At 57.3% G+C, this 16383-nt stretch carries 16 protein-coding genes; 2 read left to right on the plus strand and 14 right to left on the minus strand.

The window, feature by feature from the left end; genetic code table 11:
* Positions 1–5: 5 nt before the first annotated feature.
* The 4 genes from V6575_RS06760 to V6575_RS06775 form a co-directional block, all read right to left on the minus strand.
* Positions 6–764, minus strand: a complete 759-nt coding sequence (locus V6575_RS06760; protein WP_340273935.1) for an ABC transporter permease — start codon at positions 762–764, stop codon at positions 6–8.
* An 82-nt stretch (positions 765–846) separates the two neighbouring features.
* Positions 847–1569, minus strand: a complete 723-nt coding sequence (locus tag V6575_RS06765) for an ABC transporter permease (RefSeq protein WP_340273443.1) — start codon at positions 1567–1569, stop codon at positions 847–849.
* A gap of 121 nt (positions 1570–1690) precedes the next feature.
* Positions 1691–2464, minus strand: coding sequence for a transporter substrate-binding domain-containing protein (locus V6575_RS06770; RefSeq protein WP_340273445.1), 774 nt, complete (start codon positions 2462–2464; stop codon positions 1691–1693).
* A gap of 44 nt (positions 2465–2508) precedes the next feature.
* Positions 2509–3279, minus strand: coding sequence for an ABC transporter ATP-binding protein (locus V6575_RS06775; RefSeq protein ID WP_340273446.1), 771 nt, complete (start codon positions 3277–3279; stop codon positions 2509–2511).
* 225 nt (positions 3280–3504) lie between these two features.
* Between V6575_RS06775 and V6575_RS06780 the strand changes: the two genes are divergently transcribed.
* A complete protein-coding gene (locus V6575_RS06780; RefSeq protein WP_340273447.1) occupies positions 3505–4167 on the plus strand; it encodes a TetR family transcriptional regulator C-terminal domain-containing protein in 663 nt (220 codons plus the stop codon).
* A gap of 14 nt (positions 4168–4181) precedes the next feature.
* Positions 4182–5363, plus strand: coding sequence for a pyridoxal phosphate-dependent aminotransferase (locus tag V6575_RS06785; protein ID WP_340273448.1), 1182 nt, complete (start codon positions 4182–4184; stop codon positions 5361–5363).
* A gap of 117 nt (positions 5364–5480) precedes the next feature.
* Here V6575_RS06785 and V6575_RS06790 read toward each other — a convergent pair whose 3' ends face one another.
* Genes V6575_RS06790 through V6575_RS06835 form a run of 10 tightly spaced genes read right to left on the minus strand, consistent with a single transcriptional unit; the run spans position 5481 to position 16383 of the window.
* Positions 5481–6914 (minus strand): FAD-dependent oxidoreductase, encoded by a 1434-nt coding sequence (locus V6575_RS06790; protein WP_340273449.1) that lies wholly within the window; start codon positions 6912–6914, stop codon positions 5481–5483.
* A 1-nt stretch (position 6915) separates the two neighbouring features.
* A complete protein-coding gene (locus V6575_RS06795; protein WP_340273450.1) occupies positions 6916–7530 on the minus strand; it encodes a cysteine hydrolase family protein in 615 nt (204 codons plus the stop codon).
* Positions 7531–7533: 3 nt separating this feature from the next.
* Entirely contained in the window at positions 7534–9585 is a 2052-nt protein-coding gene (locus V6575_RS06800) for a hydantoinase/oxoprolinase family protein (RefSeq protein ID WP_340273451.1), read from the minus strand.
* Positions 9582–11321 (minus strand): hydantoinase B/oxoprolinase family protein, encoded by a 1740-nt coding sequence (locus V6575_RS06805; protein WP_340273452.1) that lies wholly within the window; start codon positions 11319–11321, stop codon positions 9582–9584. The genes V6575_RS06800 and V6575_RS06805 overlap by 4 nt, the downstream gene beginning before the upstream one ends.
* Complete coding sequence (locus V6575_RS06810; RefSeq protein WP_340273453.1) at positions 11318–12184, minus strand: isocitrate lyase/PEP mutase family protein; 867 nt, start codon at positions 12182–12184, stop codon at positions 11318–11320. Before V6575_RS06810 ends, V6575_RS06805 begins: the two co-directional genes overlap by 4 nt.
* Positions 12181–12687 (minus strand): LeuD/DmdB family oxidoreductase small subunit, encoded by a 507-nt coding sequence (locus V6575_RS06815; RefSeq protein WP_340273454.1) that lies wholly within the window; start codon positions 12685–12687, stop codon positions 12181–12183. Before V6575_RS06815 ends, V6575_RS06810 begins: the two co-directional genes overlap by 4 nt.
* On the minus strand, positions 12684–13967 hold the full coding sequence (locus V6575_RS06820) for a 3-isopropylmalate dehydratase large subunit (protein ID WP_340273455.1): 1284 nt from the start codon (positions 13965–13967) through the stop codon (positions 12684–12686). The genes V6575_RS06815 and V6575_RS06820 overlap by 4 nt, the downstream gene beginning before the upstream one ends.
* Positions 13964–14668 (minus strand): ABC transporter ATP-binding protein, encoded by a 705-nt coding sequence (locus V6575_RS06825; protein WP_340273456.1) that lies wholly within the window; start codon positions 14666–14668, stop codon positions 13964–13966. The genes V6575_RS06820 and V6575_RS06825 overlap by 4 nt, the downstream gene beginning before the upstream one ends.
* Entirely contained in the window at positions 14661–15407 is a 747-nt protein-coding gene (locus tag V6575_RS06830) for an ABC transporter ATP-binding protein (protein ID WP_340273457.1), read from the minus strand. The genes V6575_RS06825 and V6575_RS06830 overlap by 8 nt, the downstream gene beginning before the upstream one ends.
* A complete protein-coding gene (locus tag V6575_RS06835; protein ID WP_340273458.1) occupies positions 15400–16383 on the minus strand; it encodes a branched-chain amino acid ABC transporter permease in 984 nt (327 codons plus the stop codon). The genes V6575_RS06830 and V6575_RS06835 overlap by 8 nt, the downstream gene beginning before the upstream one ends.

The following is a 16383-nucleotide window of genomic DNA, read 5'->3' on the forward strand; positions in this document are numbered from 1 at the left end:
TTTCCCTACCGGCCGGTTGGTACCCGGTTTTCCAACCAGCGCATTGCAATCACCAGGATGCCACTCAGGCAGATATAGATGGCTGCCAGCAGGAGCAAAGGCTCATAGGTGAGGAATGTTTCCTGTCTGGCGCGGGTCACTATGGCATAGAGATCGGTTACGGTAATTGTAGCCACAAGCGGTGTCGATTTGAGCTGAAGGATGATTTCGCCGGTCAGCGTCGGCAGTGCCCGGAAGACGGAACGTGGAAACCAAACCCGCCGAAAGACCAGCCAGCGCGACATGCCAAAGGCGCGCGCAGCCTCCAGCTCTCCGCGCGGCACACCGGCGAAGGCCCCGCGCATGACTTCACCTTGATAAGCGGCAAAAGAGATGGTCAGCGCGATGAAGCCATAAGGCCACGCCTGCCGGAGATAAGCCCAGGCCCAGGAGTCGCGAATTTCCGGGAATTGAGCAAACAGGGAGCCCAATCCATAATAGAAAAGCCACAGCTGCAGAAGCAGTGGCGTGCCGCGGATCACGGTGCAGAACCCGGTTGCGAGCCAGCGCAAAATGCGCGGACCTGTGACTTGAGCCAGCCCCAGAGGCAGTGCGAATACAAAGCCGACAACAACACTCGAGCCGAGCATTGCGAGCGTCATCAGCAAACCGTTCCAGAGCTTTGGCAGATAGGCGGGCAGCCAGCTCCAGTCCATGTAGTGAATGATGGCTGCAAGTCCTGCCAGCGCGAGGGCCAACATGACCAGCCGGTGGGGGTGAGCCATGGCTCTGAGATGATCGCGAAGGCCGGGGCCGTCCGGATCTATAGGGCCAAAAGTTTCAATATTCGCCATATTTCTTCCTATCTCAGCCTGCTGCCGGTGCAAGGCCACGGCGGGATCTTCGCTCCACCAGTCTCAAAATGATGTTGGAGGTCAGTGTCAGTACGAGGTACAAAGCACCTGCTGCCAGGAAGAAAAGGAAATAGGCCCGTGTCGCGGACGCGGCCTGGCGTGTCACCAGGGTCAGTTCGCTAAAGCCGATAACCGCGAGCAGAGCAGTGTCCTTGGTCACGATCATCCAAAGGTTTGCCATGCCGGGCAGGGCATGGGGTATCATCGCTGGTAATGTGACGCGTCGGAAAACCATCAATGGAGACATTCCGAAGGCTCGTGCCGCCTCGATTTGGCCATGGGGAACAGCCCTGATCGCCCCACGCAAAACCTCTGTTGCGTAGCCGCCCATAACGGCGCCAAGCACCAGTATCCCGGCAAGGAGACCGTTGACGTCGACGCGTTCATATCCCAACGACACCATCAGTCGACTGATCAGATCGGTTCCTGCATAGTAGAAGAGCAGCATCAGCACGAGCTCTGGAACAGCTCGGATAACTGTGGTGTAAATTTCGGCCAGATCCTTCAGGATGCTGCTGCCATAGAGCTTGCATGCTGCGCCGACGGTGCCAATGACAATGCCAAGGGCATATCCGCCTGCTGCAAGCTTCACAGATTGTAGAGCCCCTACAAGAAGCGCTTTCCCCCAACCAGGCGAATCGTAAGCCAAAAGGCTGAAGTCGAAACCGGCGATCATTGTTCAGGGATATCCTTCTGGGCTTGCAGATCCTGCTTGTCGATTGGTGTTGGGCAGCCTTGCAAGGCGTGCCCTTTACCAGGTCGGGCCGCTTCTTAAAGGAGCGGCCCGACAGAGCATGTTATTGGCCGTAGATATCGAACTTGAAGTACGGCTTGGAGATTTTCTCGTAAGTGCCATCGCTGCGGATTTCAGCAATCGCCGCATTCACTTGCGCCAGAAGATCAGCGTCTTCCTTGCGAAGGCCTGCGCCCACGCCATGTCCCAGAACCTCTGGGTCCTCGATGACCGATCCCTTGTATTCGCAACAGGCCTGGCCTTCTGCTGAATCGATGAACTCGCTCATGGCGAGAGAGTCACCCACAACGGCATCGAGACGGCCAGCTGCCAAATCCTGAAGTTCCTCATCCAGTGTCTGGTAAATACGGATGTCACCAGCCGTGTCGGCGTAATGTTTATTGGCATAAGCCTCCTGGACAGCACCAGACTGTGCACCGACAATCGCGCCCGCTATGCCTTCGGGAGTAGGAACATACTTGGTCCCTTTCGCGACAAGAAGTCCGGTCGGCGTCGCGTAATACTTGTCTGAAAAATTGATCTGTTTTGCACGTGCTGGCGTGATGGACATGGAACCGATGATCATGTCGATCTTGCCGGTTTTCAGCGCTGGGATGATGCCATCCCATGCGATTGGTGTCACCACACACTCCGCCTTGATGCGCGTGCAGATTTCATTCATGAGGTCGATTTCCCAACCGCTCCACTTGCCGTCGGCATCAGGCGTATAGAAAGGCGGATAAGGTTCAGCAGAAACGCCGACCTTGTAGGTTTCCGCCATTGCTGGTGCGCAAAAGCTTGCCACAGCCAGCATCAATATCGTCAGTTTCTTGAACATGAATGTTCTCCGTTGGTGGGATGGTGAAGCGGGGATTGCTTGGTCTATTTAACCGAGCTGATAAACTGTTTGAGATGGGGAGATTGCGGAGTGCCGAAAATCTGTTCCGGATTTCCCTGCTCCTCTATGATGCCATCGCGCAGATAAATCACATGGCTGGCAACGTCCCGAGCAAATGCCATCTCATGGGTCACGATGATCATCGTGCGTTTTTCTGTCGCCAAATCACGGATGACCGATAGGACTTCGCCGACCAGCTCTGGGTCCAGGGCAGACGTGGGTTCGTCAAAGAGCATTGCGTGAGGCTCGACCGCCAGAACGCGGGCGATGGCAGCTCGCTGCTGCTGGCCACCGGACAGATAACCGGGGTAAGTATCCCTTTTTTCAATGAGCCCGACCCGCTCAAGCAATGCCTCTGCCCGCGCAGTCGCTTCCGCACGGGGGACACGCAACACATGGACAGGCGCTTCAATGACATTTTGCAGAACCGTTCGGTGGGGCCAGAGATTGAAGTTCTGAAACACCATGCCGAGATGAGCGCGGATACGTTGAACCTGCTTGCGGTCGGCTGGTTCAAGTCCGCCGTCCTTTGAAGGACGCATGGTATAGCTTTCGCCTTTTATGGAAATTTCGCCAGAGGTTGGCGTTTCGAGCATGTTGATGCAGCGGAGCATTGTGGACTTTCCAGAGCCGGAACCGCCAATCACCGCAACCACATCACCGGGATGAGCCTTGAGTGACACCCCTTTGAGGACTTCTTGTCCTGCGAAGCTCTTGCGCAAATCGCGTATCTCGATCGCCGCTCGCCGTTCCATACGTACTCCGTCCCATTGCCCGGCCGCCTGTTCAGAATAGTAAAAAACAGCTCTAGGCACTTGAATTTCTCTGATTGTTATACGATTGAATAACAAATGATGCCAGTCATTCAAAGGGAAAACAGGTGTCTCAGAGCAAAATGATGCCAATTTAGGCAAGGGTGCTGAAAATGAACGCGCCAAAATCTTTAAATCGAACGCCCCTGATCAAGGAGTTTCATGCTCATGAGCCGCAAGAGTTTTCGACGCCTTTCCGAAGACATTCGACGGAGAAATCTTGTTGAGGCAACTCTCAAAGTTGTTGAGCAACACGGCCTGCATGGCGCCACCGTTCGCAAGGTTGCTGATCATGCTGGTGTGTCCGCAGGATTGATCCGCCACTATTTCTCGTCGAAAGACGAATTGGTGCGCGCGGCCTATGCTTATCTGACGGGGTTGTTGACCAGCGATGCAGCTCAATCAGCATTGCAAGCTGGCACACAATCCGGGGCAGCTCCCGATATTGCCTTGAGCCGATTCATTGAAGCGAATGTTACACCTCCGAACCTGTCCGGCAGCAAAGTGTCTTTATGGGCAACCTTTATAGGGCGGGTTCGCTCAGAGCCGGGTTACTCGGAGATCCACCGGGAAAGTTACCGGGATTTTCTGGAGTTGCTCGAAACCTTGATTTATCCGGTGCTCGCAGGTCACGGGCGACCAATGGATCCGGCCACTTGCCAGATCCAGGCGATTGCATTGAACGGATTGATCGATGGCCTCTGGCTTGAAGGCTCACTCGATCATGGACTCTACAATACAGACCGGCTGCCAGCCATCGCACTGACTGCCGCCGAAGGCATTCTACGCCTCCCTGATGGCACGCTCTCCCGCCATCAAACATCCTCATAAACTGGACCCGATACATGCGTTATGCTCCGATCACCGAACGTCTGCAAAACCTGGGTGGCGAAAAATGGGCCATCCATAATACGGCGCGCGCCAAGGCAGCTGCAGGTGAGCCTGTCATTGAGTTGACCATCGGTGAACCGGATATCACCGTTGACCCCGCCCTTGTCGAAAAGTGCGCAGCAGCCATGCGGGCAGGCCGGACGCGATATTCCAACGGCCGCGGGGAAGCAGGCCTCGTTGATGCTCTCGTGGAAACCTACAAAGGGCGAATGCAAGGGATCACGGCGGAGAACATCCTTTGCTTCCCGGGCACTCAGACAGCTCTCTATGCAGTTGTTCTGGCATTGACGGATGAGGGAGATGGGGTTCTTTGCGGCGATCCCTATTACGCAACCTACGAAGGTGTCGTCCGTTCGACAGGGGCAAACATGCAGCCGGTCCCGCTTAAAATTAAGGACGGTTTCATTATGCAGCCCGATGATTTGCGGGCTGCAATCACGCCGCAAAGCCGCGTATTGCTTCTCAATACGCCCCACAACCCAACGGGCGCCTTGCTTGATCGGAATGTCTTGGGAGAACTTGGCCGCATTGCAATCGAAAACGATCTCTGGATCGTTTGTGATGAAGTTTATGAAGCGTTGATTTTCAGTGGTGAATTCGTGTCTCCGCTCGCCTTTCCAGAGCTGCACGAGCGCACCGTGGTCGTCTCTTCGATTTCCAAGAGCCATGCGGCAACGGGCTTTCGCAGCGGCTGGTCTATCGGGCCGGTGGAATTCAGCCAAAAACTCCTGCCAATCTCGGAAACCATGCTGTTTGGCAATCAGCCTTTTATTGCCGATATGACGGAAGCTGCCCTACGTGGCAACTTCGACACCGCCGAGCGGCTTCGCACAGCCCTGGGCCGAAGGGCAAAGCTCGTCCATCAGGCTGTTCAAAGCGTGCCGGGTCTGGCTGCAAGCTTGCCGCAAGGCGGCATGTTCTTGATGATCGACGTGACAGACACCGGACTGGATGGAGACACTTTCGCCTGGCGTCTGCTTGAGGACCACAATGTTGCAGTGATGCCCGGCAGCTCTTTTGGCGACAATGCCAGCGGTCTGATCCGGGTTGCACTGACGGTGCCCGATGATCAACTCCTGACCGCCACCGCCCGCATGGCTATTCTTTGCAAGACGCTTGAGGCGGCAAGACAATAGGCTCGGCGATAACCCGGGCTCAACAATGGTGCAATCGAGGAGCCTCAGACCTCAGGGGGGATCATCGACCTATAATGCACCGATGTGGGATAGGGGAGTGGCCAAGAACAAATCGGATCAAGGCTGCTTATCTTGTGCCTCTGAATGACTTAATGTCCCAGCAAGAAAGCCGAAGGCGATGGCGGTGAGGAGGCCGTTGCCGGAGAGGTAGCCGGAGACATCGGGACTTGAAACACCGCAAGCTGCGCCGCCGCCAGCAAAGAGGTTCGGGAATGGCGTGCCGGTGCGGTCAAGCACGCGGGCCTCGTCATTGATCATCAAACCGCCCTGGGTATGGAACAAGGCACCGGTGACTTTGACCGCGTGATACGGCGGCTTTAACGCTGGTTTGGTGGTGAAATCACGGTTGAACGGATCTGATGCGTCACCGGCTTGAAGGGCTGCAACCTCACTCAGCGTTTTGGTCAGGTCTGTTGCTGGCAATCCGGTGACTTGGGCCAGACCTGCTGCATCATCGGCGGTGCGGATCGCGCCTGCCTTGACCGCGTCCTGGTAATCGGGGAAGCCGGTGAGGGCGAACTGATGGATGCGGTCATCATAGATGTTCCAGGCAATGCCGTCCGGTTGCCGCAGAACATGAACCGCCTGTTCCGAATAGCCGTCGTGTTCGTTGGAAAACCGCTGCGCCTTTGTGTTGACCTGAATGCCGCCTTCCATCATCAGCGCCCAGGTGATCAGGATGCCGTGTGGATGGGCCAGCGAGCCGTGTCCCTGGTAGCCGGAGAGATGCTTAAGGTCAGCGCCGAGCGCATTTCCCCACCCAAGCGCATCTCCCTTGTTGCCTTCATGGCCATAGTAAAGGCCCGCAGCGATTTCCGATATATGCTCGGCGACCATGTCAGGATTGCCGCCATAGCCATTACAGGCCAGGATCAGCGTTTTGCAGCTGAGGATCTCTGTTTGGCCATCCGGCCTGGACATTTCGACAGCCGTGATGCGTTTGTCCGGATCGGCATAAAGCCGGGTGACCAGAGCTTCGGTGACAATTGGGATCTCGGCTTGTTCGCTCGCAGCCAGCAATCGTGCAAGCAAGGCAGCACCAGTCTTTTCCGGCACAGCATGCATGCGGTGACGTGAATGGCCGGGATATAGGAAATCGTCGAGCACAATCCAGTCAATGCCATATGCATCTGAGAGCCATTCCAGCGCCGGGCCGATGGTGCGGCTGGCAAGTTTGGCAAGGCTCTCTTCGGATTTGCCATTGGACTTGGCCAGTATATCTGTCTCAAAGACGTCCGAGCTGTCGTCCTGCACGCCAATGGTGCGTTGAAATCGTGTTGCCGGGGCAGGCACAAAACCGGAGGACATGGAGGTCGAGCCGGACGGCGAGGCATCGCGCTCCAGCACCAGGACATCCGCGCCACCGGCTTTGGCCCTCAAGGCAGCCGTCAGGCCACATGCCCCTGCGCCAATGACAACGACATCGGCTTCCGCATCAATACGCGGCGGCTTTTCCCGCAAGACCCCACCCTGGTTGGGAGCCGCGTTCATGTCACAGCCCTTCAATCAGCGTCTGTGCCTCGGCGCAGGTCATGATTGTGGAGACTGTGCCAAGATCGCCCATAGACTGGTCGTGAGTATCGCGCGAGAAGGCTGCGCAGCCATCGCTCAGGACGATGGTTTTGAAATCACGTACATGGGCGTCGCGGACAGTTGAAGCGACGCCGCCGTTGGTAACGATGCCACAGAAGATCAGCGTGTCGATGCCAGCCTTCTTCAGGACCCATTCCAGCCGGGTCATGTAGAAAGCCGAATAGGCAACTTTCTCAACGCTCAGATCCGCCGGCTGCAAGGGATCAACCAGTGCATGCCCCCAGCCACCAGGGGTGAAGTCACCTTTGGTGAGAAAAGGCCGCAGTTCCTTCAAGTGTGGTGAAATAAAGGGTTCGCCCGCCTTACCCGGTACCAGCGTGAAATGGGTCGAGACGATCCAGCCGCCTTTTTGCCGAAGCTCTTCTGCAATCGGCAGGACACTTTCGGGCAGGGCGGAGATATCTGCGTTCTTTTGCCCTCCGCGCGCATAGGCACCCTCTGGGTGCAGAAAGTCATTCTGCAGATCGACGATAACGAGCCCGGTGCGTTCCGGCTTGATGCTGCCCAGGTCCATGGTTCACTCCACCGGTGTGATGATCAAATTGCCAAAGCTGTCAACGACCGCAGCCAATCCCGGATCGACGAAGATGGTCGTATCCGCCTGCTCCAGAAGCGCAGGTCCTGCGATACGGGCGCCGATCTCAAGGTCCAGTCGCTCGTAGATGCCAGCCTCATGGGATTGGCCATCAACATAAACCGTCCGGCTGCCGGTCCGGCAGGCGTCCGCCGGTTTTCCGTCCAATGGTGCAAAGACGGACATATCCAGCTGAGGGCGGCGTCCAACAACGGCGATGCGATAGTTCATCACCCGCATCGGGATCCCGTCCAGAAGACGTCCGTAAGTGTCCATATAGGCTGCTTCGAAATCGACGCGAATGGCTTCAAGGGTCAGACCAGCTTTCGGGATCGTCACCGGCACGCTGACCGTGTGGGTCTGCCCAAGGTAAAGCATGTCGAATTCATAGACCCGGTCGACGGCGGCAAAGGCAACACCTGCGCTTGCCAGCAGTTTCTCGGTGTCATTGGCGACGCGCTCCATTTCCGCGCCGAGTTGATCGGCATCGATCTGGTCAAGCAGTCGGTTGACGGTCTGGACCCGGTCGTGGCGCATGTCAGCGACAACGCAGCCGAGCGCAGACGTCACGCCAGGGAAACGCGGTACCAATGCGGAGCCAAGGCCAACTTCCTTGATCAAGGCCCCGGTGTGCAGGGAACCACCACCACCGAATGGCATGGCCGCGAATTTCGACGGGTCGTGCCCCTTTTCGATGGACACCAGACGAATGGCACCGGCCATCTTGGCATTGGCCAGCTTGAGGATCGCTTCGGCTGCTGCTTCAATGCCAAGACCAAGCGGATCGGCGATATGGACCTTGATGGCATGGCGCGCCGCATCCACATCAAGCCGGTCCAGCTTGCCGCCAATTGGGCGGTCCGGATTGATACGACCAAGAACGACATTGGCATCAGTCACGGTCGGACGATCATTGCCCAGTCCATAACACACAGGCCCCGGATCCGATCCGGCAGACTCTGGTCCAACCTGCAACAGGCCGGATTTGTCGACGGATGCAATAGATCCACCACCGGCACCAATGGTCGTGATTTCGATCATGGGCGTTCGCACCACCATGCCGAAATCAATCGCTGTCTGGGCTGCAAGTGCTGCTTCGCCGCCTGCAATCAGGGAGACATCAAAGGAGGTGCCGCCCATGTCGCAGGTGATGATGTTGTCAAACCCGGCCGCCTTGGCAATTGCAGTCGCGGCTATCACACCTGCGGCGGGACCCGACAGGGCGGTGCGCACCGGATAACGCTTGGCGGTGTCTATGGACATGACGCCGCCATTCGACTGGACGATCAGGATGTCGCCGCCAAAGCCTTTTTTGGCAAGGCCTGTTTCCAGCCGGTCCAGATAGGACGACACGACGGGCTGCAGATAGGCGTTGAGGGTTGCCGTAGACAGCCGCTCGAACTCGCGGATTTCGGGCAGGATTTCGGTCGCTGAGGTGACATAGGCATTCGGCCAGACCGAGCGCACGGCCTCGACGGCGATTTGCTCGTTGTCACTGTTGGCATAGCCGTTGATGAAGAAAACACAGACGGCCTCACATCCGGCATCGGCGAGGGCCAACGCCTGCGTCTTGACCTGCGCTTCGTCCACGGCTTGGAGAACCAATCCGTCGGCGAGGACACGCTCGTTGACTTCAACGCGATCAGTCCGATCAACCACCGGGGTGAAGCTGCCCTTCAGGCCCCAGGTTGTCGGGCGGTCCCGGCGACGCATTTCCAGAACGTCGCGAAAGCCCTCCGTGGTGATGATGCCGGTTCGCGCGCCCTTGCGTTCAAGCAGCGCGTTGGTGCCAACGGTCGTGCCGTGGACCACGGTGGAGATCAGGCCGAAGTCATCAACCTTCCGGCCGATGCCTTCAACGAAGCCCTTGGATTGGTCTCCGCGGGTTGAGGGCACTTTGGTGGTACTGACAGTTCCATTCGCCTCATCCAGGATGAAGACGTCTGTGAAGGTTCCACCGACATCGACACCGATAACATAAGCCGGTTTGGTCATTTCGCTGCCTCACTGGAACGCAGGTTATCTGTTGCAGCGCTATCGACTGAGCCGTCATATGACAGGACAACGCCATATTCGCTCTTGGCTTGATCAGGGCTAACGATGCCGAGGCGAACGTCTTTCGCCACGCTGTCAGGCGCGCGTTTCAGCGGATCGCCATAGCCACCGCCACCAGGACTTTCCAGTCTCAGCTTCTGGCCGCGTTCGATGTCGATATCAACGATTTTAGAGGCCATTGGCGGTGTGTGGAAACCATCACTCTGTTCAAATTGAAAGCGGTTGGGGGCAGCTGCATGTCCGCCGACCACGCCCGCTGGCGCAAACTTTCCGCGCTCACCGAAGAGGAAGACATCGGCTTGTTTTTCCAGAAGCTCGATCTCGTAGACAGCGCCAAGGCCACCGCGATATTCGCCAGGGCCGCCAGAATCCGGACGCAGCGCCCACTGGGTAAAGCGGACCGGATAGGCTGCCTCCAGAATTTCCAGAGGGGGAATGGTGGCGGTGGAAATCGGTGCGTTGCCATGATTGAGGCCATCGCCTTGCGAGTGTGCCCCGTGGCCACCGCCGAAGAAGGAGAACATCACCCAGCGTTGACCGTTGGCGCGGTGACCGGCCAGTGACAGGGCGTTGATCGTGCCATAAGCGCAGGCCATGGCATCTTTCGGCGCGATCTGGGCGACAGCCTGAAAGATGACGTCAATCAGCCGCATGATGGTTTCTGTATAGCCCCCGACCGGCTTGGGTGCTTTGACCGACAAGAGAGAGTCTTCGTCAATCCGGAACTCGACCGGCTCCAGCACACCGGCATTGGCTGGTACGTCGCCGAAGATGTGCTTCAATGCAACGTAGCAAGCCGCAATCGCGGTGGAGCGGGAGATATTGACCGGGCCAGCGCAGGCAGGAGACGAGCGGGTGAAGTCGAGCACCATCCGATTGCCATCAATGGTCAGATCAAGTGCGATCTTAAGCGGCTCGTCAACGATGCCATCATTGTCGAGAAAATCTTCAGCTGAAACTGTGCCCGATGGCAGCTCCGAGATCTGCGCCCACATCATCTGTGCGGCTCGTGTTTTCAGCTCAACCAGACAGTCCGCGACCGTTGCGTCCTTATATTCATCGAGCAGCGCGTTCATGCGCTTTTCGCCCAGCTCCAGCGCGTTGATCTGACCGTTGAGATCGCCATACAGCGACAGCGGCAAGCGTGAGTTGGCAGACAGGATATCAACGATGTCCTGGCGAAATTCACCACGGTCATAGAGTTTGACCGGCGGGATCAACATGCCTTCCTGAAAGCACTCTGTTGCCGCTGGATTATAGTTGCCGGGCACATTGCCGCCGACATCATGCCAGTGGCCAACAGACGCGAGATAGCAGAACACCTTGCCATCCCGGAACACCGGCTTGACCAGCCGAAAATCGGACAAATGGGTTCCGCCATCGTATGGGTCGTTGAAGATCCAGACGTCGCCCTCGTTGATGCCGCCTTGTTTGGCCGCCTTTTCGATAACGGCTTTCACGGCAAAAGCCATCACGCCGACGAAGATCGGTAGCCCGGATTTACCCTGCACAAGGGTTTCCCCGGTGATGGCGTCGTAGATACCATGAGAGGCGTCATGTGCCTCGGCGATAATCGGATTGAACGCGGAGCGGAACAAAGTCGCATCCATCTCATCCGCGATCTGTTCCAGGCGTCCTTTCAGGATCGCAAGCGTGACCGGATCGATTGCCATCAATTGCCTTCCTCATCGTATTTCTTGCCTTTTGCCAGCAGCTCTGGTGTGCCGATGACACTGTTAAGCCCGGCAAAGTCGAACATGCGTTCCCGAAAGGCTTCGTTCGAGCCATTTTCGATCAGATTGGAGTAGTAGTCATACGCAGTTGATGCGATTGCCCTTACAATCCCGCCAGGGAAGATCACGAAGCTGAAGCCGAGATCCTCAAGGCCTGCTGCATTGACGATCGGCGTTTTCCCGCCTTCGACCATATTGGCCATCAATGGCACGCGGCTGGCAAACCGGGAGACGGCTTCGCGCATTTGTTCCAGCGACTGCGGCGCTTCGATAAAGAGCATATCCGCGCCTGCTTCGACATAAGCTTCTGCCCGGTCTAACGCGGCCTCGAAACCTTCCACTGCGATGGCATCTGTGCGCCCGATGATCAAAGTATCTTCGGAGGTGCGAGTGTCACAGGCTGCACGAATCTTCCCGGCCATTTCGCTTTTGGACACAAGCGTCTTGCCATCCAGATGACCGCAGCGTTTGGGCAGGGTCTGGTCTTCCAGCTGCAGGGCGTTGGCCCCCATGCGTTCAAATATTCGTACTGTGCGCTGAACATTGAGCGCATTGCCGAAGCCATTGTCTGCATCAACGATGATGGGCAGTTCGATCCGGTCGCGCACTGCTGCGATTGTGTCGGCAACTTCACTCATTGAGACCAGGCCAATGTCTGGCCGTCCGAAACGGGTATAGGCAATGGACGCGCCAGACAGATACACTGCTTCTGCTCCCGATTGCTCTGCAATCAGACCTGTCAGCGCGTCATAGACACCCGGTGCAAGCAGGATTGGCTGCTTGGCCAGTCTTTGTTTCAGGCTCATAAGCCCGTCTCCCTTTCACGCTCCGCCGTGAAGCGTTTTTTTAAATGCGGCACCAGTCCACCATCTGCGAGCATTCGCTTCAGATTGTCGGGCAGTGGTTCCAGCTTTATGGTTTTATCCCGGTCCACCAGCCTTAAAGTGCCAGCGTCCAGATCAAGGTCGGCGGTGTCGTCGTCGGCAACAGCGTCAAGATCATGGGCGATCAAAACCGGCAGGCCGAGATTGATCGCATTGCGATAGAAAATTCCGGCAAAGGATTTGGCTATGACGGCAGACAAGCCCAAGTGCTTGAGCGCTTCGGCTGCCTGTTCGCGCGAGGAACCCATGCCAAAATTCCGGCCCCCTACAAGGACATCGCCGGAACGGACTGAACCGGCAAAGTCCGGACGAACGGTCTCAAGGCAATGGGCTGCGATCATCTTGATGCCGCCCTTCATGTATTGTCCGGGTGCCAGAACATCCGTATCGATGTTGTCGCCGAAGAGGAAAACGCGGCCACTCATGACACGCACTCCTCAGCCCTGAGAAAGTCTCGCGGGTCGACAATCCTTCCGGCAATCGCAGAGGCCGCGACTGTCAGCGGTGAGCCGAGCCAGACCTTGGAAGATGCTGCGCCCATACGGCCCTTGAAGTTCCGCGCTGTCGAGGAAATGCAGGTGACATCCTCGCCAAGCCGACTGGTGCCATAGCCCGCGCAGATGCCGCAGGCATTGGGCAAGATCTGGGCTCCCGCATCCTCAAACACCTTCATGATGCCCTCGGACGTGGCCCGGTCCTGATCTTTGCGGGACGCCGGGGCGACCATCAATTCGATGCGGCGGGCAATCTTTCGATTGCGCAAGATATTGGCCGCACGCTTGAGATCGATGTACTTGGCCCCGGTGCAAGCTCCGATGTAGGCAACATCGACGGGTGTATCGGATATATCGGTTACAGCTGCCGCATTGGCAGGCGAATGGGGGGCGGCGACCTGCGGGGCAAGCTTTGCTGCATCAAAGACGTGATGCGCAAGCAGCTCTGCGCCCGGATCCGTCCGCAAACCTTGCCAATCCGGCGCGCTGGACCCAACGCTTTCAAGGTAGGCTGCGGTGGTTTCATCTGGCGCGATCAGGCCTGCTTGTGCGCCGAGTTCCGCGGCCATATTGGACAAGGTCATCCGCTCTTGCATCGAAAGGGCTGTAATGGCGTCGCCAGTGTATTCGACGGCCTGATACTGCCCGCCGTCCATGCCGAGCTTGCCGCAGAGCGCCAGCATCATGTCTTTGGCGGTCACCCCTTCGCAGAGCTGGTTCTGCCATTCAATCAAGATCGTGTCAGGCATCTTGATCCAGATCTCGCCTGTGGCCAGTACGCCAGCCATTTCGGTTGCGCCAACACCGAACATATAAGTGCCGAAGGCACCGCCCGTCGGCGAATGGCTGTCTCCGCCAACAACGAACATGCCCGGCTTCAGATGTCCGCGTTCAGGCAACACCACGTGGCAGATGCCTTCACCATCATGGAAAGCGACTTTGCGCTCCTTGGCCCACTGACGGGTAAGCTCAAGAATATGGGCACCTTCATCGGTATCGCCCGGAACGAAATGGTCAGAAATCAGGACGACCTTGTTCTTGTCCCACAGGCCAACGCCCAGATCCTTGAGGATTGGCTCAACCCGGCGTGGGCCACCTGAATCATGGAGCATTGCAAGATCGACCCTGGCGGTCACGACCTCGCCCGGAGTGATCGCATCACGTCCTGCTGCACGGCAGATGATCTTTTGTGCGAGCGTGGTTGCCATCATGCAAGCCCCAGATAAGAGCGCTGCAATTCCGGATCGTCGATCAGATCAGATGCTTTGCCCGACAAGTTAATCTCGCCGTTCTCCATGACAAATGCGCGGTTCGCAATTTCCAGAGATTGCAGGACGTTCTGCTCGACGAGCAAGATCGTCAGACCTTCTGAATTGAGCTTTTTGATCAGATCGAACATCTCCTCGACAAGCAAGGGAGAGAGGCCGATGGATGGTTCATCCAGGATCAAGAGCTCCGGTTCCGCCATCATGCCCCGGCCAATGGCCAGCATCTGCTGTTCGCCGCCGGACAGGGTTCCCGCTTTTTGGCCAAAGCGTTCGCGCAAACGGGGGAAGATCTCGACGACATGTTCCAGATTGCGAGCCCGGTTGGGTTTGCCGCGCCGATAGGAGCCAAGTTCGAGATTTTCTCGAATGCTCAGGTTTGGAAAGATATGACGGCCTTCCGGAACGTGGATCAGCCCGCAGTCGACGATGGCCTGAGCACTCCAACCATGGATTTCCTTGTCCTTGAAACGCACTGTCCCGCCCCAGGTCTTGATCAGGCCAGACAGGACGGCGGAAAATGTCGTCTTTCCAACACCGTTGGACCCCAGCAGAGCGACGATCTCGCCTTGCTGGATATCCAGGTCAACGCCGCGCAGGACCTCAACCGAACCATAGCCACTGCGAAGCCCGCTGACGTTAAGCATTGCGCGCCCCCTGTTTGGCTATGCGCTCGGCCATACCTTTGCCCAGGTACGCTTCGACCACTTGCGGATCGTTCACCACATCTGACGGCACGCCCTCAGCAATCAATGTTCCCTGGTTCAGCACCCAGGTGTATTCCGACAAGCTCATCACAGCCTGCATGACATGTTCGATCAGCAGGATTGTCACGCCGCTTTCGCGCACGGATTTGATCACCGGGATCACATCGCGAATTTCAGACGGGTTGAGACCTGCAAGAACTTCATCAAACAGGATAAGCTTGGGCTGGGTCGCCAGCGCGCGGGCCACTTCCAGACGTTTGCGCCCCGCAACGGTCAGCGAGGCGGCATCCATATCAAGCCTGTCACCAAGTCCAACCTGTTCGGCGACAGCCTCCGCCTTGGCCAGAGCCTCAGCGCGGGAACGAATGCGCAAATGAGCCCCAACCGCGATGTTTTCCCGCACGGTCTGTCCGGCAAAGGGTTGGACGATCTGGAACGTGCGAACCATGCCCTTTTGCGCAATGACTTCCGGCGGCAATCCGGTGATGTCTTCGCCAAGTAAGGTTACACGACCTGCATCAGGCTTGTGAAAGCCTGTGATCAGCGCGAACAACGTCGTCTTGCCTGCGCCATTGGGGCCGATCAGTGATGTGATTTTCCCTTCGGGCACACTCAAGCTGACGTTGTTGGACGCTTGCACGCCGCCGAATGCTTTGGAAATCCCGTCGACTTCAAGCATGGGTCTGCTCCACAGTCTTAGGGTTTATGCGCTTTGGCTTGGGCGTCAGCCGGTTCACAAGGCCTGCAAGGCCCCGCGGCATGAACAGCACCATGATCACCAGCAGCGTGCCGTATAGAACAAGGCTGATGCCTGGGATGTCGCCGATGAATTCCCGGGTCAGCTCGGAGATGCCATGCAGCGCTACCGCCCCCAGGAGAGGGCCGAACAAGGTGCCCATGCCGCCAATAATAGGCACCAGAAGGCTTTCGACCGAGACCGCCGGACCGTAAGCGATGCCCGGATCCAGATAGAGGAAATACTGGGCGTAAAACACACCAGCGAGCCCGGAAAACAAGCTCGACAACAAGATCGCACCCATTTTCACCCGGTAGGCTTGAACGCCCAAGGCCCGAGCTGCAGCCTCATTGTCACGCACGGCCATCAGCTGTGCACCAAAGCGCGAATTGCCGATCCACCACACGGTGGCAAAGGCCGCCAATGTCATGAACCAGATCACCCAGAAGTAGCCGTCTTTGGTCAGAAACTGGAAATTGGTAACGCCCGGTTCGAGCGGGATCAGGATCCCGACACCGGCCCCGGTGAAGTTCACGGAGTTGGACAGGATCCGAAGGACTTCCGCAAACGCCAGCGTCACCAGTGCAAAATAGGACCCGCGTAAGCCATAGCGGAAGGTCGAGAAGCCGATGATCGCTGCGACCAGCATGGCCATTGACCCGCCAGCGATCATGCCGAGCCACGGATTGATGCCAATTTCAACCTGAAGCACGGCGACCGTATAAGCCCCTGTGCCGAAATAAGCTGCATGTCCAAAGGAGAACTGCCCGCCGTAGCCGCCCAGGATATTCCAGGCCTGGCCGAGCAGCGCTGCGTAAAGGGTCATGATCACAAGGTTGAGCCAGGCGTCGGATGAAATCACCAATGGCGCAAAAGCGATCAGGGCAAACACAAGACCAAGAATTTGAAGCTGTCTCAT

Source organism: Roseibium algae (assembly GCF_037783265.1).
GTDB classification, from domain to species: domain Bacteria; phylum Pseudomonadota; class Alphaproteobacteria; order Rhizobiales; family Stappiaceae; genus Roseibium; species Roseibium algae.